This is a genomic window from Micromonospora sp. IBSANI012, assembly GCF_052814045.1.
In genome coordinates this window covers 622,372-641,052 of the sequence record NZ_CP199933.1, presented here as the reverse complement: position 1 = coordinate 641,052, position 18,681 = coordinate 622,372, and the positions used below count along the sequence as shown (strand labels likewise).

General features: G+C 74.0%; 15 protein-coding genes and 1 riboswitch. Of the genes, 7 read left to right on the top strand and 8 right to left on the bottom strand.

The genetic code is table 11. The features are described 5' to 3' along the window. The first annotated feature begins 104 nt into the window (after nucleotides 1-104). Nucleotides 105-235: riboswitch (cyclic di-AMP (ydaO/yuaA leader) on the top strand. 4 nt (nucleotides 236-239) lie between these two features. Next, nucleotides 240-1,259, top strand: a complete 1,020-nt coding sequence (locus ACTWM8_RS03105; RefSeq protein WP_446212474.1) for a coiled-coil domain-containing protein — start codon at nucleotides 240-242, stop codon at nucleotides 1,257-1,259. 65 nt (nucleotides 1,260-1,324) lie between these two features. On the opposite strand, the gene ACTWM8_RS03100 is transcribed toward ACTWM8_RS03105, so the two are convergent. Continuing rightward, nucleotides 1,325-1,978 carry a carbonic anhydrase gene (locus ACTWM8_RS03100; RefSeq protein WP_446212473.1) on the bottom strand — a complete coding sequence of 218 codons (654 nt, stop codon included), beginning with the start codon at nucleotides 1,976-1,978 and terminating at the stop codon, nucleotides 1,325-1,327. A gap of 232 nt (nucleotides 1,979-2,210) precedes the next feature. On the opposite strand from ACTWM8_RS03100, the gene ACTWM8_RS03095 reads away from it, so the two are divergent. Together ACTWM8_RS03095 and mycP (ACTWM8_RS03090) are read left to right on the top strand one after the other, a co-directional pair. Continuing rightward, nucleotides 2,211-2,540 carry a helix-turn-helix transcriptional regulator gene (locus ACTWM8_RS03095; RefSeq protein ID WP_088964207.1) on the top strand — a complete coding sequence of 110 codons (330 nt, stop codon included), beginning with the start codon at nucleotides 2,211-2,213 and terminating at the stop codon, nucleotides 2,538-2,540. 286 nt (nucleotides 2,541-2,826) lie between these two features. Continuing rightward, on the top strand, nucleotides 2,827-4,065 hold the full coding sequence (gene mycP / locus ACTWM8_RS03090; RefSeq protein ID WP_446212472.1) for a type VII secretion-associated serine protease mycosin: 1,239 nt from the start codon (nucleotides 2,827-2,829) through the stop codon (nucleotides 4,063-4,065). A gap of 74 nt (nucleotides 4,066-4,139) precedes the next feature. On the opposite strand, the gene ACTWM8_RS03085 is transcribed toward mycP (ACTWM8_RS03090), so the two are convergent. The 6 genes from ACTWM8_RS03085 to eccCa all read right to left on the bottom strand — a co-directional run bounded on the left by ACTWM8_RS03085 (nucleotide 4,140) and on the right by eccCa (nucleotide 12,434). Further along, nucleotides 4,140-5,429 (bottom strand): WXG100 family type VII secretion target, encoded by a 1,290-nt coding sequence (locus tag ACTWM8_RS03085; RefSeq protein ID WP_446212471.1) that lies wholly within the window; start codon nucleotides 5,427-5,429, stop codon nucleotides 4,140-4,142. 17 nt (nucleotides 5,430-5,446) lie between these two features. Beyond that, the gene (locus ACTWM8_RS03080) at nucleotides 5,447-6,007 is read right to left on the bottom strand and encodes a hypothetical protein (protein WP_446212470.1); all 561 of its coding nucleotides are present in this window, start codon (nucleotides 6,005-6,007) and stop codon (nucleotides 5,447-5,449) included. Between the two features lie 34 nt (nucleotides 6,008-6,041). Then, the gene (gene mycP / locus ACTWM8_RS03075) at nucleotides 6,042-7,487 is read right to left on the bottom strand and encodes a type VII secretion-associated serine protease mycosin (RefSeq protein WP_446212469.1); all 1,446 of its coding nucleotides are present in this window, start codon (nucleotides 7,485-7,487) and stop codon (nucleotides 6,042-6,044) included. A gap of 111 nt (nucleotides 7,488-7,598) precedes the next feature. Continuing rightward, entirely contained in the window at nucleotides 7,599-7,877 is a 279-nt protein-coding gene (locus ACTWM8_RS03070; RefSeq protein WP_088964211.1) for a WXG100 family type VII secretion target, read from the bottom strand. Between the two features lie 28 nt (nucleotides 7,878-7,905). Next, nucleotides 7,906-8,214, bottom strand: a complete 309-nt coding sequence (locus tag ACTWM8_RS03065) for a WXG100 family type VII secretion target (RefSeq protein WP_088964212.1) — start codon at nucleotides 8,212-8,214, stop codon at nucleotides 7,906-7,908. 257 nt (nucleotides 8,215-8,471) lie between these two features. Then, on the bottom strand, nucleotides 8,472-12,434 hold the full coding sequence (eccCa, locus tag ACTWM8_RS03060) for a type VII secretion protein EccCa (RefSeq protein ID WP_446212468.1): 3,963 nt from the start codon (nucleotides 12,432-12,434) through the stop codon (nucleotides 8,472-8,474). A 169-nt stretch (nucleotides 12,435-12,603) separates the two neighbouring features. Between eccCa and eccD the strand changes: the two genes are divergently transcribed. After that, nucleotides 12,604-14,001 carry a type VII secretion integral membrane protein EccD gene (eccD, locus tag ACTWM8_RS03055; RefSeq protein ID WP_446212467.1) on the top strand — a complete coding sequence of 466 codons (1,398 nt, stop codon included), beginning with the start codon at nucleotides 12,604-12,606 and terminating at the stop codon, nucleotides 13,999-14,001. On the opposite strand, the gene ACTWM8_RS03050 is transcribed toward eccD, so the two are convergent. Next, nucleotides 13,985-15,166 (bottom strand): type VII secretion protein EccE, encoded by a 1,182-nt coding sequence (locus ACTWM8_RS03050; protein WP_446212466.1) that lies wholly within the window; start codon nucleotides 15,164-15,166, stop codon nucleotides 13,985-13,987. The genes eccD and ACTWM8_RS03050 overlap by 17 nt on opposite strands. Nucleotides 15,167-15,329: 163 nt before the next feature. Here ACTWM8_RS03050 and eccB point away from each other — a divergent pair, with 163 nt between their 5' ends. The 3 genes from eccB to ACTWM8_RS03035 all read left to right on the top strand — a co-directional run bounded on the left by eccB (nucleotide 15,330) and on the right by ACTWM8_RS03035 (nucleotide 18,536). After that, entirely contained in the window at nucleotides 15,330-16,802 is a 1,473-nt protein-coding gene (gene eccB, locus ACTWM8_RS03045; protein ID WP_446212465.1) for a type VII secretion protein EccB, read from the top strand. Nucleotides 16,803-16,933: 131 nt separating this feature from the next. Beyond that, nucleotides 16,934-17,269: a hypothetical protein gene (locus ACTWM8_RS03040; protein ID WP_446212464.1), complete on the top strand. Its 336-nt coding sequence runs from the start codon at nucleotides 16,934-16,936 to the stop codon at nucleotides 17,267-17,269. Further along, complete coding sequence (locus ACTWM8_RS03035; protein ID WP_446212463.1) at nucleotides 17,262-18,536, top strand: WXG100 family type VII secretion target; 1,275 nt, start codon at nucleotides 17,262-17,264, stop codon at nucleotides 18,534-18,536. Before ACTWM8_RS03040 ends, ACTWM8_RS03035 begins: the two co-directional genes overlap by 8 nt. Nucleotides 18,537-18,681: the final 145 nt, after the last annotated feature.

Below are 18,681 nucleotides of genomic sequence, written 5' to 3'. Positions count from 1 at the left end.
CTACGGCGAAATAACGCTTTTAGTCGGGTTCTGGACGTAGATCCCCGGTACGACTCTCGGGTAACCTCGCTGCCGGTCACCGCCGAAGGCGCGCAGCGGCGCCTGCGGTGCCGCCGCCCAATCGCCGCGAGGCGAACCGGGGAACCAGGTACATGGGGTGAATCCGCGCGAGCGGTAGGGGCCACTTCCGTCCCGAACCCGTCAGCTAACCCGGTCGGCGGTCGACGGAAGGGAACACTGTGACGGCACCCCTGCGCCGCTGGTTGACTCCGGTGGTGGCCGTGTTCGCCGCCCTGGCCATCCTGGGCGGGCCGACAGCCGCGATCGCCGCGCCCGCGACCCCCACCCCCTCCGGGCACGAGGAGGACGACGAGCCCAAGCTGCTCACCGACGTCATCGAGCTGCGCAACCGCGAGTACTCGAAGGCCAAGACGCAGCTGGAGAAGTCCAAGAAGCGCCAGCAGCAGCTCGCACTGGAGGTGCGGCGCGCGCAGGACGAGCTGGCGGCGTTGCAGCCGACGGTCTCGCAGATCGCGGCGCAGTCGTACCGGACCGGCCGGATCGGCGCGGTGGCGATGCTGCTGGAGAGCGACGCCCCCGACTCGTTCGTCAGGCGCGCCGCCGCCCTGGACGAGCTGAACATGGTCAACGCGCAGAAGCTGGCCAAGGTCACCGCCGCCAAGAACCGCGCGGAGCAGGCCAAGCTGGCGCTCGACGCCGAGGTGCGCGAGCAGCAGAAGCTCACCAACGACATGGCCCGGGAGAGCCGGGAGGCCGAGAAGGCCCTTCAGCTGGTCGGTGGCCGGGGCTTCACCGGCGGCCTGGTCGACGCGACCTCGCCGGTCGCTCGGATCGGCCCCGGCCGGACGGCCGACGGCGGCTGGCGTCCCGAGTCGCGCACCGAGGACGACCCGACCACCTCCGGCACCATCACGCCGCGCACCCTGCACGCGTACAAGGAGGTCCGGCGGGCCGGCTTCAACCGGTTCGCGGGCTGCTACCGGCCCGGCGGGCCGTGGGAGCACCCGAAGGGCAAGGCCTGCGACTGGTCGTTGCAGCGGAGCGGCTTCGCGCCCTGGCACAACAACGACACCCGGATGTACGGCAACAACCTCGCCGCGTTCCTGATCCGCAACGCCGACCGGCTCGGCATCTACTACGTGATCTGGAACCGGCAGATCTGGTTCCCTGCGACCGGGTGGAAGTCGTACAGCGGACCGTCGAACCACACCGACCACGTGCATATGTCGATGCTGTAGCGCGCGACGCGTACCGAACGAGGGCCGTCCCCGGTGGGGGCGGCCCTCGTCGCGTGCGGGGGGTTTCAGCCAGCGACGGCGGTCGCCCGATCGCCGGCCTGGGTCGGCACGACGCTCGGCACCGCGGCCACCGTTTGCACCTCACCGGCGGCGAGCCGGTACGACATGCCGACCACCGCGCACCGCCCCTCGGCGATCGCGGCGGCCAGTACGGCGGAGTTGCCCAGCAGCGCCTCGACGGTGTGCGCGATGTGGATGTCGACGATCCCGTTGACGTCGTCGACGCCCTGCTCGGCGGCCCGCCGGAGGCTGGGCTCCACCGCGTCCACCACCGCCCGCAGGTGCCCGACCGGCGGCGTGCCGGTCCGCGCGGCGTCCCGGGCGGCCTGCACCGCCCCACAGGAGTCGTGGCCGAGCACCACCACCAGCGGGGTGTTCAGGACGCTCACCGCGTACTCGACGCTGCCGAGCACCTCGGGGCCGGCGGTGTGCCCGGCGGTACGCACCACGAAGAGGTCACCCAGGCCCCGGTCGAAGATGATCTCGGCGGCGAGGCGGGAGTCGGAGCAGCCGACGATCACCGCGAACGGGTGCTGGCCGTCGGCGACCGCCGCCCGGTGCAGCGAGTCCTGGTTGGGGTGGCGCTGCGCGCCCGTCACGAAGCGCCGGTTGCCGGCGTGCAGCTCGGCGAGCGCCTGCGTCGGATCGGTCAGGGTCATTGCCTCACCTCGGTCCCTCGCGAGATCGGCCTGGTCACACAGGGCCGGCGACGGAGGCGGCCTCGCCGCCCACCGTCACACGCAGCAGAAGATACGTCAAGGTTTACGTGATACAGATTTCATACGTTGCCCCGGCGTTGCCGTGATGTTTCGTCGCGGCGTCCTGCGGGCCGGCCGACGGGAGGCGGAGCCGGGGGAGCCAGGGCGGAAAAGCCGATGGACTGGCCATACGATGACGGGCATGGCGACGACTGCGCAGAACGGGAGCACCCGGAACTGGACGTTCCTCACCAACCACGCGCATGTGCTGCTCGCCATCGCCCGCAACCCCACCGCCCGGCTGCGGGACGTCGCCGACGAGGTCGGGGTGACCGAGCGCGCCGCGCAGGCGATCGTCGCCGACCTGGAGGCCGGCGGCTACCTCCACCGCACGCGGGTGGGCCGGCGCAACGAGTACACGGTCAACCCGCGCGGCCACTTCCGGCACCCGGCCGAGTCCGACCGCCAGGTGGGTGACCTGCTCGCCCTCTTCACCGGCGAGCGTGCCGAGTCGAGCTCCTGACGACCGCCATCGTCGCTCCGCGCCGACCGGGCGGCGCTCGCCGGCCCGCCCCGGGCGTCGGTCCGGTCGAACCACGCCGCGATCCTGGGCCCGACCGACCACCCGCTTTACCGGCAATCCGGTGGCGGGAGCCGGGCGTCGGCTGCCCGGACGTCGGTCCGGTCGACCACGGCGCGACCGCCGGCCCCGTCCGGCTGCCGTCCTCGCGCAGCATCCGGCGCAGGGCGCCTGGAGGTCCGGACCGCCCGTCGCCCCGTCCCGGGCGCGGCGGCGGTAATCTCAGCGCGTGCGCGAGAGCTTCCGGCCGACTGGGACGGCGCTGACCGAGACCTCCGGGCGTCCATCCCGGACGGTCCTCGGTGGAGTGATGGCGGTCCTGCTCGCCTCGCTCGTGGTGCCGCCGGCACCGGCCGTGGCGGCGCCGAACTGCTCCGGCCCGGCCGGCGGGGTCGCCCCCGCCGAGACACCGTGGGCGCTGCGCCGGCTCGACCCGGCGTCGGCCTGGCGGATCACCCGGGGCGAGCGGGTCACCGTGGCGGTCATCGACTCCGGCGTCTCCCCCACCCATTCGCTGCTCAAGGGGCAGGTGCGCGAGGGCCGCGACTTCAACGGCCTGCCGTCGATGCAGGGCCGGTGCGACCTGGCCGGCCACGGCACCATCGTGGCCGGGATCATCGCCGGGCGGGCCGACACCGGCGCTCCGTACAGCGGCATCGCGCCCGCGGCCCGGATCCTGCCGGTCCGGGTCCTGCCCGACACCCAGCGCACCAGCGACCCCGGCCTGCCCCTGCAGATCGCCAACGCGATCCGCTGGTCGGCCGACCAGGACGTCCAGGTGATCAACCTGTCGCTGGTCACGGTGGACCACCCGGAGCTCGCCCGGGCCGTCGACTACGCGCTCGGCAAGGGCGTCGTGGTGGTGGCCGCCGCCGGCAACCGGCAGCAGGAGCAGCAGGACCTACCGGCGTACCCGGCCGCGTATCCGGGGGTGATCGCGGTCGCCGGGGTCGACCGGGAGGGCGGTCACGTCGGCAGCTCGGTCAGCGGCAACTACGTGGACATCGCCGCGCCCGGGCTGGACATCGTCGGCCCCGCCCCCGGCGGCCAGGGCTACCTCGCCGAGCCGCAGGGCGGCACCAGCTTCGCCGCCGCGTACGTCTCGGGCGCGGCGGCGCTGATCCGCGCCACCCGGCCCGACCTCACCCCGGAACAGGTCGCCTACCGGCTCACCCGCACCGCCGACAACCCACCCGAGGGGCACAACCCCGAGCTCGGGTACGGGGTGGTGAACCCGTACCGGGCGCTGACCAGCCTGCTCGGCACCCGGACGGACCCCCCGGTCGGGGCCATGCCGCCACCCGGCGCGGCGGAGGACCCGCTGGGCTGGCAGCGCACCGTGGCGCTCTGGGTCGCCGGCGCCGCGGGAGTGCTCGCCCTGGCCCTGCTGGCGGCCCGACCGATCGTGGCCCTGGGCCGCCGGCGCAAGTGGCGACCCGGCCGGCGCGCCGAGACCGTCGACGCCTGACCGCCCGCCGACGCGCGCCCCATGAACGGCGGAGCGCCGCCCACGTGACCGTGGACGGCGCTCCCTGTCGAGGCTCAGCGCAGGATGCCGGGCGCGGCACCGCCGTCCGCGCCCCAGACGTCGTCGTCCTCCTCCAGCCAGGTGTTGCGGGGAGCCTCCTCCTCGCCGTAGCCGGCGCCGTGGCCGCCGCCCATGCCGGCCATGCCGCCCTTGGCCCCGGCACCGCCCCGGACGCCGCCGGCCGCGCCCTTGCCGGCGCCGCCACGACCGGTCGCACCGCCCATGCCGCCGGCCATTCCGCCGCCGCCGAGCCGGCCCGCACCGCGGCCCGCACCCCGGCCGGCACCCGCACCGCCCGCGCCACCCATCATCCCGGGCATGCCGGTGCTCACCGCCTTGCCGAGGGAGCCGCCGCCGGGAATCATGCCGCCGGCGCCGCCGAGACCGGCGCCACCGCCGAGACCGCCACCGGAGCCGAGGCCGGTGGTGCTGGGCAGGCCACCGCCACCCGCGCCGGGCAGGGTGCCGACGCCGCCGCCGGCACCGGCCAGACCGCTGCCGTACTCGTCGCCGAGGCTGCCGGTGCCGCCGCCGCCCGGGTAGCCGCCGGTGCCGGAGGAGAGGTCGGGGTGGGTGCCGGTGCCGATGCCCGGTCCGCCGGTGCCGATGCCCGGGGGCGAGCCGACGCCGCCCATGGAGGGGCTGCCGCCGAGGCCGCCGGTGGAGGGCGCGCCGCCGATGTCCGGCACGCCGCCCCCACCGCCACCGCCGCCGCCCCCGCCCAGCTCCGGCTTCTTGAAGCCGTCGTGGACCGTCGGCGGAGCGGTGCTGGTCGGCGCGTCCAGGTTCTCGTCGATCGCCAGGTAGTGGCCGCTGACCTGCCCGTAGACCCGGTTGGCGTCGTCGGTCTTGTCGTTGAACCAGTCGACCATCGAGCTGATCGGGTCGGCCAGGCCGAGGAAGTCCGGCTTGACCTTCATCTCGAAGAACCCGGCGCTGATCGTGACCCGGGCGTTGCGGGCCTCCAGCACGTCGTTGACGCAGCTCGCCGGGACCGGGAACTCGGCCTGCGCGGCGCTCAGCTTGTCCGCCGCGTCCTTCAGCGAGTGCACGATGCCGCCCCGGCTCTCGGCGTCCGCGACCACCTCGCCGGTGGTCTTCGCGAGCCCCTCGATGTGGGTCTTGAACGCCTCGTACGCCGGCCCCTTCCAGGTCTCGCCGAGGTCCTTGACGTTGGTTTCGAGGTTCTGCTTGACCGTGTTCAGGTTCTTCAGCAACTGCTCCCAGCCGAAGGCGGCGCTGGTGACGTCACCGGGCCTGCCGTCGATGACGATCTGCTGGCACATCTCTTCCCAACTCGGCATCTGCCGCCTCCCCCGACTCAGTTCTTCCCGGCGCGGCTGGACGCGCTGTTGATGGCGTTCTGCATCTGGTTGGCGTTCATCCGGTTGCGCTCATCGGCCGTGTCGTAGTTCTCCTTGACCTTCCGGAGCGCGTTGGCGGCCTTCCAGAGCTCACGGGCGAGCTCCCGCAGCCTGGTCTGGGTGCTGTCGTAGAGACCGGCGTGCTTGGTGGCGAGGGCGTTGGCCCGCTCGAAGCTGCCGAGCGGGCTCTTCTCACCGCCGCCGCCCACCGCCGCCGCGCCGCTGGCGTTGCGCATCCACTTCCGGATGTCCTCTTCCATCTTGTAGGACTGCTGGTTGAGGAACTCGGCGTGGTCGTCGAGCCACGTGATGGCCTTGTCGAGGGTCGAGGCGTCCCACTCGGTCTTGGCGCCCGCGCCGCCCGGGGCGGGCGTCAGGTGCGTCGGTCGGTGGGCCTTGTTGACGTTGTCCAGCGAGACGCCGTCGTAGTAGACGAACGGCGTGATGGTCGGTGCCACCGGGACGTTGGGCGTGTCGATCTCGACCCTGTCCGACTGCTGCGTCCTGTCGTCCGTCATCGGTTCCTCCCCGTCGCCGATCAGACCTTGTGGCTTACTGGTGGTGCACGCCGGAGCCCGGCGGGGCCGGCGGCGGTGGGGGCGTCGCCCCCGGGTACGGCCAGGGGGCACCGTGGGGTGCCACGCCGGGCGGGCCGTAGGCACCCGGCGCCTGCGGCGGCACGCCCCCGGGCACGCCGTGCGGCGCCGGCCCTGCGGGCGGGTACGGGCCACGGGCGCCCGGGACGTTGCCCGGCGGCACGGCGTGGCCGGCTGGCACGGCGTGGCCGGGCGGCGGGAAGCCGGGACCGGCCGGCGGGGCGGTCGGGCGGCGACGGGAACGGCGCACCAGCACGATCACCAGGATCGCCACCGCGATCGGCACCAGCAGGCAGAGCGCGCCCTGGATCAGCGCACCAGTGCCGTTCTTCACGCCGAACGAGACAATCGGGCCGTCGTCCTTCGACCGCTCCGGCAGGGGTTGCGCCTGCTTCGCCCCGTCACCTCCGGCGGGCGCGCCGGCCAGCAGCGGGTTGCTCGACACGTTCGGCACCGAGCGGGTCAGCGCCGCCACCGGGTCCACCGCCCCGAACCCGTACTCGTCGTCGCGACCCTTGGTGCCCCGGTCCTGCGCGGTGCGGACCAGCCGGTTCACCACGTTGGCCGCGTCCAGGTCCGGGTACTTCGCCCGGACCAGCGCCGCCAGGCCGGACACGATCGCCGCCGACTCGCTGGTGCCGCTGCTGACGCCGTAGCCGTTGTCGGACACCGAGGTGGGCAACGGTGAGATGATTTCCTCCATCGGCGCGGCCAGCACGGCTTCCGGGCCCCGCACGCTGTCGCCGAAGAACGAGCCGTTCCTGCCCAGCCCGGTCACCGCGATCACTCCGGGGATGTCCGCCGGCGAGGCGACGCCGGCGTAGTCCTGGTGGACGTTGCCGGCGGAGGCGACGACCACGACGTTCTTTTCGAGGGCGTAGCGGACGGCCGCCACCTCGTCCGGGGTCGCGCCCTCCTTGACGCCCATCGAGATGTTGAGCACGTCGGCGCCGTTGTCGGTCGCCCAGCGGATGCCCTTCGCCAGGTCACCGGCGTCCAGCCGGCTACCGATCGAGACGGGCAGGATCTTGGCCTCGGGGGCGATGCCGAGCTCTCGCATGTCGCCGCCACCCCGCCCGGCGATGATGCCCGCCATGGCCGTGCCGTGCGCGATCTTGTCGTCGGTGCCCCAGCCCTTGGCGGACCCGTCCGCGCCGGTGGCGTAGCCGGGGAGAACCTGGCCGCGCAGGTCGGGGACCTCGGGTTCGACCCCGGTGTCGAGGACGGCGACGACCACGCCGCGCCCCTTGGTGATCTTGTGGGCCTGCGGGATCTTCAGCGCGTCGAGGTACCACTGGAGGCCGCGCACGGTGTCAGCGGCGCGGGCCGGCGCCGGCGCCGCCAGTGGAACCGTGCCGGCGGCGACCGCCATGGCGAGCGCGGCCACAATGGACCTCAGCACCGGCCGGAAACTCTTCCGCGTACGCATGACACTCCCAGGACCTCGACGACTCGCAACGCAGTGCGGCTCCGGTCCGGTCGAGCCGGACCGGAGCCGCGACGGCTGATTATCTCAGCCCCACACCTTGGAGTTGCTCATCTCGGTGGAGACGTAGTTCTCGCGCGCCACGCCGACCGCGCCGCCGATCTCGTTCAGGACGCGGTTGATGTCGCGCACAGCCGTGTCCCACTGCGCCTGGTGCTGCTCGTAGGCGGCCCGGTCCTGGCCGTCCCACTGGAGCTTCGACAGCATCGACCGCAGCGTGTCCAGCTTCTCGTCGATGGTCTTCGAGATGGACTGCATCTGCTGGTTGGCGCTCTCGAGGACTGCGTAGTCAACCTTGATGCTCATGATTTCCTCCCCTGCTCTTCTCGGCGGATCACGGGTTGAGAGCAGAGTGGAACTTGTCCAGCATCTGCTGCTGCTCTTCGTCGTTGACCTGGTGCGTCGTACCCGACTTGTCGAGCAGGTCGGCGATGTTGTCCATCGCCGTCAGCAGCTTGACCGTGTCCTCGTTCCAGCGGTTCATCAGCGACTGGAAGCCCGTGGACGCCTGTCCCTTCCAGGCGATGGCCAGGTCGTCGACCACGTTCCACAGCTTCTTCAGCTCGCCGTCGACCTCGCTGCGCGTGGACCGCACGTCACTCGCGGCGGTATGCAGAGTCGCTGCTTCGACCTCGAACGCCATGCTTCACACCCTTCCGTCATGTTGTGGCGGCGGAATCTGCCGCGCCCTCCCCCGCGGCAAGGCCAACACCCCACCGACGGACACTCCGTAGGAGACGGTAGCCCACCGTGTCCAGCGCGCGCAGCCCTGCCCGGGCGGGAGACCGCACACACCTTGACTCATTGTGGACGGACCGGTAGCGGCACGTCGAGCCTTTCCCACCTATCGACCGACGTGTTTGCGCTGCCGGGTGACCGGATCGAGGCCGGTCATCCCGCTCACACCGGCTCGACCCAGGCGGTCTGGATCAGCTGCTGACCGTCGCGGCGGCGGACCAGGGTGCCCCGGCCCGGCGGCTGCGGGCTCGGCCGCAGCGTGCCGAAGACCGCCCCCTCCTCGCGGTTACCGGACATCAGCAGGCCCGGCGAGTCCAGCTCGCGCAGGCGTTGCAGCACCGGCTCGTAGAGGGCCCGAGCGATGCCGCCGACCCGGCGGGTGACGATCAGGTGCAGGCCGATGTCGCGGGCCTGCGGCAGCAGCTCGTGCAGCGCGCTGAGCGGGTTACTGCCGCCCGAGGCGACCAGGTCGTAGTCGTCGACCAGGATGTAGAGATCCGGACCCTTCCACCAGCTGCGGTCGCGCAGCTGCGCGGTGGTGACGTCCGGCCCGGGCAGCCGGTTCTGCAGGGCGCTGCGGATCGACCCGAGGCCCTGGCTGAACACCTGGTTGGACGGCGCGTAGTCGAGCAGGTGGTCGCCCTCGACCGCGCCGAGCAGGCCGCGCCGGTAGTCGGCGATCACGATCCGCGCCTGCGCCGGGGTGTACCGCTCGGTGATGCCCCGGGCGATCACCCGCAGCACGTTGGTCTTGCCGCACTCCGCGTCGCCGAAGACCGTGAGGTGCGGCTCGTTCGCCAGGTCCAGGTGGACCGGCGCGAGCGCCGCCTCGTTGACGCCGATCGGCAGGCCGGGCGCGGAGCGGTCCGCCACCCGGACCAGCTCGTCGAAGGGCAGCTTGCGGGGCAGCAGCCGCACCTTCGGCGCGGGCGAGCCCGGCCAGGCGTCCGCGACGTGCCGGGCCAGCTTGGCCGACGCCTCGGTCAGGTCTTCGATGTCGCGGCGGTTGTCGATCCGCGAGACCGCGGTGAGGAAGTGCAGCTTGTCTCGGGTGAGACCGCGTCCCGGCGCGCCGGTCGGCACGTTGGCCGCGGCCCGCCGGTCGATCTCCGACTCGTTGGCGTCGCCCAGGCGCAGCTCCAGCTTGGTGCCGAGCAGGTCCCGCATGTTGATCCGGATCTCCGCCCAGCGGACCGCGGTCAGCACCACGTGCACGCCGAAGCCCAGGCCGCGGTTGGCCAGGTTGGTGATCGTCTGCTCCAGCTCCTCGTACTCCTGGCGCAGCGTGTTCCAGCCGTCCACCACCAGGAAGACGTCGCCGAACGGGTCGTCGGCGAACTCGCCGGCCGCCCGACGCCGGCGGTAGCTGGCGACCGAGTCGATGCCGTGCTGGGCGAAGCGGGTCTCCCGGTCGTCCAGGATCGCCACCACCTCGGCCACCGTGCGGCGTACCGCCTCGGTGTCCCGGCGGCCGGCCACCCCGGCGACGTGCGGCAGCCCGGCCAGGCTGCGCAGCGAACCACCGCCGAAGTCGAGGCAGAAGAACTGCGCCTCGCGGGGGGTGTGGGTGAGCGCGATCGAGGCGATCATCGAGCGGAGCAGGGTGCTCTTGCCGCTGAGCGAGGCGCCCACGATGACCACGTTGCCGCCCGCGCCGGCCAGCTCCACCATCATCGGGTCGCGCCGCTGCTCGTACGGGCGGTCGACCACCCCGACCGGGACGGTGAGCTGCCCCCGGCCCGGCCAGGTCGCGGTGCAGAGCCCGAAGGTCGAGTGGACGGCCAGCGGTGGCAGCAGCTCGGACAGGCTCGGCGGCTCGGACAGCGGCGGCAGCCACACCTGGTGGGCCGGAGTGCCCCGACCCTTGAGCCGCTCGATGAGCACGTCCAGCATCGCCACGGCCTTGCCGTCGGCCGGCTTCTCCTCGGCCGGGGCCGCCTCGACCGGCGCCTGCGGGACCTGCACCGGCACGAAGTTCACCCCGTACGGCACGATCCGGCGCTGCACCAGCGCCCGGGACGAGCGCTGGCCCTCCCCCGGCGCCCGGTACGGCCCGGACACGTAGGCCGCCCGGAACCGCAGCATGGTGCTGGTGTCGGTCTTCAGGTAGCCGTGGCCGGGCGCGTTCGGCAGCTCGTACGCGTCGGGCACGCCGAGCACGATCCGGCTCTCCACCGCCGAGAAGGTCCGCAGACCGATCCGGTACGACAGGTGGGTGTCGAGCCCGCGCAGCTTGCCCTCCTCCAACCGCTGGGAGGCCAGCAGCAGGTGCACGCCGAGCGACCGGCCCAGCCGGCCGATCATCACGAAGAGGTCGATGAAGTCCGGCTTGGCGGCGAGCAGCTCGCTGAACTCGTCGCAGATGATGAGCAGGCTCGGCATCGGGGCGAGCGGCTCACCGGCGGCACGGGCCTTCTCGTAGTCGAACCGGGAGACGTAGTTCCCGGCGGCCCGCAGCACCTCCTGCCGGCGGGTCATCTCACCGGCGAGCGCGTCGCGCATCCGGTCGACCAGCGGCAGCTCGTCGGCCAGGTTGGTGATCACGGCGCTGGTGTGCGGCAACGCCTCCAGCGACGCGAACGTCGCGCCACCCTTGAAGTCGACCAGGACGAAGTTGAGCTCCTCCGACGAGTGGGTCACCGCCAGCGCGCCGACGATCGTCCGCAGCAGCTCGCTCTTGCCGGAGCCGGTCGCGCCGATCACCAGGCCGTGCGGGCCCATGCCCTCGTGCGCGGACTCCTTGAAGTCCAGCTCGACGACGTTGCCGTCCGGCCCCACGCCGAGCGGGATGCGCAGCCGGTCGCGGTGGCTGCGCGGCCGCCAGGTCTGCTGCACGTCGACCGCCGCCGCGTCGCCGACGCCGAGCAGGTCGGGCAGCTCCATGCTGCGGGCCAGCGGCTCGTCCGAGGTGGTCTGCTGCTGGGAGAGCCGGTACGGCGCGATCTGCCGGGCCAGCCCCTCGGCGGCCTCGGCGCTGAGCCGGTCCGGCGTGCCGAGCCGCGAGCTGGAGGCGCCCCGGACCAGCTCCAGCGAGCTGCCGTCGCCGGCGTCCAGGCAGAGCAGCCAGCGGCCGGCGTCGCGCGGGATGGTGCCGGAGAGGTCGATGGTGGTGGCGCCGAGCAGGCCCGGCCCCATCAGTTGGCAGGTCGCCGACACCTCACCGCCGTCGATCACCACGACCACGTGCGGGGCGCTGGTCAGCGGCTTGGCCTCCGGGGCGAAGCGGGGCCGCCCGGCCAGCTCGGCGGCGAGCGACTCCTCGGCCTCGGCCAGGCTGGCGAAGACCAGCCGGCGGGCGCCCGCGGCGTCGGTCCGCGCGCTGTGGTGGACGTGCGGCAGCCACTTGACCCAGTCCCACACCTGCTGCCGGTCGGGCGCGGCGACCACCGCGAGGATCAGGTCGTCAGGGGCGTGGAAGGTGGCCAACTGGGCCAGCGCGGCCCGGGTCAGGTCCAGCACCGGCTCGCGGTCGCCGCGCAGCACGATCCGGCTGAACGCCCGCAGGGAGAGCGCGGTGGGCAGCTCGGGCACGCTGGAGTGGGCCCGGACGAACCGGCGCAGCGCGATCGCGCTCATCGGCTCCAGGTCCTCCACCGGCTTGGTCTCCGGCGGGACGATCTCCACGGCGAGGCGCTGCGGGCCGGTGGCGATCCGGGCCTCGCCGAAGTCGTCCTCGGTGATCCGCCGCTCCCACATCCGCCGGGACGCGGCGATCGACCAGAGCGCGTCCGGCTCCGGGTGCCGCCAGGTCATCGCGGCCCGCTGCTGCTCGGCGGCGCGCCGGGTGCGCTTGCGCATCTGGGCCAGGTAGCGCATGTAGTCGCGCCGCTCGGCGTTCAGCTCGGCCTTGTCGTTGCCGCCGTTGCCCAGCGAGCCGATCGCCATGCCCAACATGGACACGCCGAAAAGACCACCGGCGACGTACGTCATCATGCCGCCGCCCCGACCGGCGTAGAGGAACGCCATCGCGCCGACCCCACACACCATCGGCAGGATCATCAACAGCTGGCCCATGCCTCGGGGCGTCTGTTCGGGCAGCTCCGGAGGGGACTCCAGCAGCACCTCGCCGCGCGGCAGCGCGGGCCCCGGTTGACGCGGAAGCCGGCGGAACACCACCGTGCTCACGGCTGTCTCCTCCCCAGAAGCGGCCCTGATGCGGTTTCGCGACCGACCTGAGTCGTCGGGTGGGCATCGTACGTGCCCGCCATCGTAGGTAATCTCCCGTGGGCGTCGTGGACCCACGGGGGCGAGGCCGCCGGCCGAGGTGGATCTGAGAGAGCACGAGGAGGCCACAGTGGCGACGAAGTCGGCGACCGGCGGGTTGAGCCGGATCACCATCGTGGCACCCCGGACGAGGATGGATCTGGCACTGCCGTCCGACGTGCCCCTGGCGGACCTGCTCCCCACCCTGCTGCGGTACGCCGGCGAGGACCTCGCCGACGAGGGCGTACGGCACGGTGGCTGGAGCCTGGCCCGGCTCGGCGGCCAGCCGCTCGACGGTGGCCGTACCGCCGCGCAGCTCGGGGTCCGCGACGGCGAGGTGCTCTACTTCAACCCGCGCGCGGCGGCGGCCCCGGAGATCGTCTTCGACGACGTGGTGGACGCGGTCGCGACGGCGACCAACCAGCGCCCGGGCACCTGGCAGGTCGGCACCACCCGCACGTTCTCGGTGCTGCTGGCGGCGGTGACGCTGGGGGTCGGCGCGGTCGTCACGCTGCTCGCCGGCCCGCCGCAGCTGCCCGGCGCGGTGGCCGCCCTGCTGATGGCGGTCGTGCTGGTGGTGGGCGCGGCGGTGCTGTCCCGGGCGGCCGGTGACAGCCGGACCGGCTCGGTGCTCGCCATGGCCGGCCTCGGCTACGCCGCCGTGGGTGGCCTGCTGGTGCTGGCCGGCGACCGGACGCTGACCGAGCTGGCGAGTCCGCACGTGCTGCTGGCCGGTACCGCCTTGGTGCTCTTCGCCGCGGTCGCCGCGCTGGCGGTCGGCGACCGGATGCCGCTGTTCTTCGGGGCCGTCGCGGTCGGCGCGGCGGTGGCCCTCGGTGCGCTGCTCTCGCTGGCCTTCGGCCTCGGCGCGGCGGCCGCCGCCGCGATCGTCGCCACCGTCGCGTTCGCGACCCTGCCGGCGCTGCCGATGGCCGCCTACCGGCTGGCCCGGCTGCCCGTGCCGTCCATCCCGACCGGCCCGGACGACCTGAAGACCGACACCGAAACGGTCGACGGCCGCCGGGTGCTGCGGCTCAGCGAGCGCGCCGACGCGTTCCTCACCGGACTGCTGTGGACGGTGTCGCTGCTGGTGCTGGGCAGCCAGGTGGTGCTCGCTGGCAACGGCCGGCTGCCGGCGGTGCTGCTCTGCCTGGTGCTGGCGCTGCTGTCGCTGCTGCGGGCCCGGCCGTTCATCGGGCGCGCCCAGCGCACCCCGGTGCTCGTCACCGGCACCGCCGGGCTGGCGCTGACCGCGGCGGCCACCTTCGCCGGCGGCTCGCTGGTGACCCGGCTCGGGCTGGTCCTCGGCGGCCTGCTGCTGACCGCCGTGGTCAGCCTGATCTACGGCCTGAGCGTGGCGGGCAAGCGGATCTCGCCGGTCTGGGGCCGGACCCTGGACATCGTCGAGATCCTGCTGATCGTCTCGCTGGTGCCGTTGGCGTTCTGGGTGTGCGGGCTCTACGGCTGGATCGTCAATCTCCGACCCTGAACGTGCCGGCCGCCGTGGCGACCGGGGTGGTGGCGTAGACCCCGGGCCCGTGCTGGCCGTCCAGTGGCCGGGCCGGGATGCCGCACCGGCGGGCCATGTCGCGGACCACCTTGACCAGGGCCTCGACGTGGCCGTCCATGGCGGCGACGCGCAGCAGGGGCGGCACCGGCCGCCCGCCCGGCACCACCACCGCCGCCACCGTGTGCGACGGGGCCGAGGTGGAGGTGATCGCGTCCACCAGGGTGCCCAGCGACGCCCCGGGCCGCTTGCGCAGGGTCAGGCAGAGCTGCGTCCAGCCGCCGCCGCGCAGCCCCGTCCAGGTCTCCGCGGGCGCCGCCGGGGCGAGGTCGAGGCCCGCCGCGGAGACCACCGCGGCCCGTAGCTCGTCCCGGCCCAGCACGCGGTGGCTCAACCCGGCCGCGTTCAGTGCCTTGCCCAGCCGCCCGACGCCGGCCGCGACCGTGCGGTGCACGCCGCGCATCCCGCCGCCCCGGGTAACCGTCTCGGTGCGGGCGTCCGGCACGGACAGCCGCAGCGCCACCCAGACCGTCCGGTGGGCGGCCGGTGGCGCGCCCGGCGCCGGGTACCAGACCAGGGTGTGTGAGACGACCTGGGTGAGGGTGACCGGGCCGGCGAAGTCGGTGAGCACCTGGAGGGCACGGTCCACCACGGACGCCTCGATCGAACCGGCCGGCGCGCCGGGCCGCCCGGTCAGCGCCACGGCGGCGAACCAGCCGCGCCCGTCCTGGCCGATGCCGAGCCGGGTACCCCGCTCGGTGAGTTCGATCACGTTGAGCTCGGGGGTGAGCGCCGCCAGCCGGGGGTCGACCACGGCACCCTGGGCGACCGCCGCCCGGGCCTGCTCGCGGCGGCGCCCCAACCGGCGGCGCAGCAGCAGATCCTCGTACCACCAGCGGCCGCCGCGCCGGCCGAACGACGCCGCCGTCGCGAACAGGGCCAGGCCACCGACCACACCGACCACCCAGCCGGGCCCGCCCAGCGCGGCCCAGACGGCGAGCGCGCAGAGTTCCAGCACGACGAGCTGACCGACGGCGACCGACCCGATCCGACCGCGTCCGCGCCGGTCGGCGGGCACCACCGGCCGGTCGGCCGCGGCGTCGGGGGCGGCGGGGGTACGACCGGGTGGCGCCTGGAGCTGCGTCATCGGTGAGCGTCCCTTCTGGACATCATGGGCATCCGGCGGGGCGGGGCGGTGCCGGAGGACGGGCGGGGGTCCCGATGACCCGCCCGTGGCCCCTTATCGTAGGGAAGCCCGCGGCGGAGTTCGGACCTGATCGTCGCGGACCCACCCCCGCCGGAGGTCAATCATGCGGACCCGCCGCGATCAGGTGCAGGCGTACCGCTTCGTCACCCGCCGCATCGTCTCCGCGCTGCTCTCCGGCGACCCCGAGACCACCAACCTGCCGATGCGGCGACTGGGCATGGCCGTGATCGGCAGCGTGCTCACCGCCGCGATCGTGCTCGGCGGGGCCGGCGCGTACGGCCAGTTCACCGGGAACACCGCGCCGCTGGAGGCGAACACGCTGGTCATCGAGCGGGAGACCGGCGCCACCTACGTCTTCGCCGACGGGGTGCTGCACCCGACGTTGAACTACGCCTCGGCGCGGCTGATCCTCAACGAGGCCGACCCGCCGACCCGGACGATGTCGCGCGCGTCGATCGAGGACCGGCCCCGGGGTCGTACCGTGGGCATCGTCGGCGCCCCCGACGCCCTGCCGGACCGCAAGTCGCTGGTCGGTCTCCCCTGGTCGGTCTGCGACGTGCCCGACCCGGGCGACTCCCGCCGGTCGACCACCCGGGTGGTGATCGACCGGCCGCTGACCGGCGGCACGCCGCTGGCGGACCGGGCGGTGCTGGTCCGGGGCGACGGGCAGCGCTTCCTGCTCACCGGCGGCTCCCGGCTCCAGATCGTCGGCGGGGACCCGGCGCTGGCCGCGCTGCGGATGGCCAACGCCACCGCGCTCGACGTCGGCGCGCAACTGCTCAACGCGGTGCCGGCCGGGCCGGCGCTGCGGGAGCTCGGCATCGACGGCGACGGCACGCCGAGCAGCCGGTCGGTCGGGGGCCGCCCGGCCCGGATCGGCCAGGTGTTCCGGGCCGCCGGCGAGCACTACGTGCTGACCCGGGACGGCCTGGTCTCCATCGGCGAGGTGAGCGCCCTGCTGCTGCAGAGCGACGGCGGTCAGGTCACCGACATCAGCCCGGACCAGGTGGGCGAGCTGTCCGACCGGCGGGTGGAGCCCGACGGCATGCCGCAGGCGCTGCCCGCGCTGCACCCGGTGCGCCCGGGGCAGACGGTGGTCTGCGCCAGCTACCGGTCCGGTCCGACCGGCGGTGCGCCGACCACCACCCTGGAGGTCTTCGACCGGACGCCGCCCGAGCTGGCCGGCGCCGACGGCGCGACGGCGGTGCGGCAGGGCTCCCGCGACGCCGTCGAGACGGCCGAGGAGGTGCTGCTGCCGGGCGGCAAGGGCGTGCTGGTCCAGGCCGCCCCGGGCGCCGGCGAGGGCACCGAGGCGGCGGCCGGCGCCACGGTCTACCTGATCAGCCCGCAGGGGGTGCGGTACCCGCTGGGGAAGCGCTCCGGTGACGCGGTCACCGCGCTTGGGTACGGCGGCGTGAAGCCCCTGGTCGTGCCGGCGGCGCTGCTCTCGCTGATCCCGACCGGCCCGACCCTGGAGCGGCAGGACGCGTTGTCCTACTTCGCCCCCGGCGACGGCCCCGGCACCCCGTCGCCACAGCCGAAGGCGGCCACCGGAGCGCCGGCGCAGGGCGGTTGAGGGGTGCCGACGGCCGATCCACGGGTCGCCCCGGCTGGCGCCGGTCGACTAACCTGGGCGTGGCCGACGTATCGACTATGGACAACGGGGATGCTGCCATGACCGGGCGTACGACAGTCGACGTTCTGTCCTTGGAGGACTTTCACCAGCGTTTGGCGGACCGGCTCGCCCAGGCGGAGGCGGCGCTGAAGAAGCTCAACACCGAGCTCCAGTGCCGCCCGCCCGCGCTCGGCTCCTTCACCGACGCCAGCAGCAACGCCCGCCGCTACAGCGAGATGCAGGCGAGCTACGCCGAGCAGGTCGCCCGGCTGCGCCGCGCCGTCGAGGCGTCCCAAACGGCGACCCACACGATCATGACGAACTACCGCACCACCGAGGCGCGCAACGCGGCGAACGCCGCCGACATCGAGGCCGCGCTCAACGGGGTGGACAAGGCGCTCAACGAGCGGGGGGACGGTCGTGTCTGAGTACACCCAGCGCTATCAGCATGTCAGCCACCGCGAGCTGTACGACGCGGTGCACGCCGGCGACCCGCAGCAGATCGACAACCTGGCCAGCCAGTGGAGCTCGCTGCGGGACACGCTCGACAACCTCGCCCGGGATCTCGGCGCCGACCTGGACAAGTTGGCCCCGGCCTGGACGGGCGACGCCGCGCGGGAATTCCACGACCGGCTTTCCCTGGTCGTGCGCTACTCGTCGGACCTGGCCGAGGGCACGGCCGACGTGCGGCAGGCGCTCTCGCTGATGGCCGGCCAACTGCGCACCGCCCAGCGCGCGGCGGAGAGCCCGGAGGCCACCGACGACCACGACAAGGCGGTGGACGGGGCGACCAAGGGCCTGGTCCTCGGCGTGCCGGGCATGATCGTCGGCGGCATCCTGGGCCACCAGCAGGACAAGGCCGAGCAGGAGAAGGCCCACCAGCGGATGGTGCAGGTGGTGGCCGACCTGGCTGCGGGCTACGAGGTCGCCTCGTACGGCCGGGTCGTCGACCCGCCGGCCCCGCCGCCGCGACTGCCGGGTGAGGCCGACCGCAACGGCGCCACGGCCAAGGCCGGCCCGTCGGTGGGCAGCCCGGCGTCCGCGCCCGGCACCGGGATCGCCGGTCCGGGTGGCGGCGCCACGGTGTCCAACCCCAGCAGCCCGGCGCACGGTCCGACGACCGGTTCCGGCGACACCGGCAGCGGCACGGGCGGCACCGGCACGGGTACGACGACCACGCCGGTCACCGGCGGTGGGCTGGTCGGCAGCGGCACCTCGCTCGCGGGCGCCGAACCGCTCACCGGCGGCGCGCTCCCGGGGGGCGCCGGCCTGGCCGGCGCGGGGGGCGGTGCCTCGGGCGGCGGCTCGGGCATGGCGTTCGGCGCGGCCGCCGGCATCGCGGCCGGCGGGGTGCTCGGCACCGGCGCGCTGGCCTCCTCGGGCCGGGCGTCCGCCTCGACGCCGGTCCGGCCGGCCACCGGTGCCACCGGCATGGAGAACCGGTCCGCCGCCGGCACCGGACGGCTGGCCTCGGGACAGCTGGGCAGCGCCAACGGCGGCGGCCGGCCGGGCACGGGCGGGGCGCCGGCCAACCGGGCGGCCACGGCCGGCGCCGGGCGTAACGGCGTGATCGGCGGGCGTGGCCAGCACGGCGAGGACGAGAGCGACGAGCGGCTGACCTGGCTCACCGAGGACGAGATGGTGTGGCACGACGGCGCAGACACCGCCCCGCCGGTGCTCGGCGGCGACCGCTGACCTGACGCACGACGAACGGCCCACCCGGGAGGGACCGGGTGGGCCGCTTCGCGTTCCGGGGCATCTGGCCCGCCCGGCACCGCCGTGCTCAGCGGAGGCCACCGGCCAACGCGGCCCCGCCGTCCCCGTCAGGTATGTCCACGTA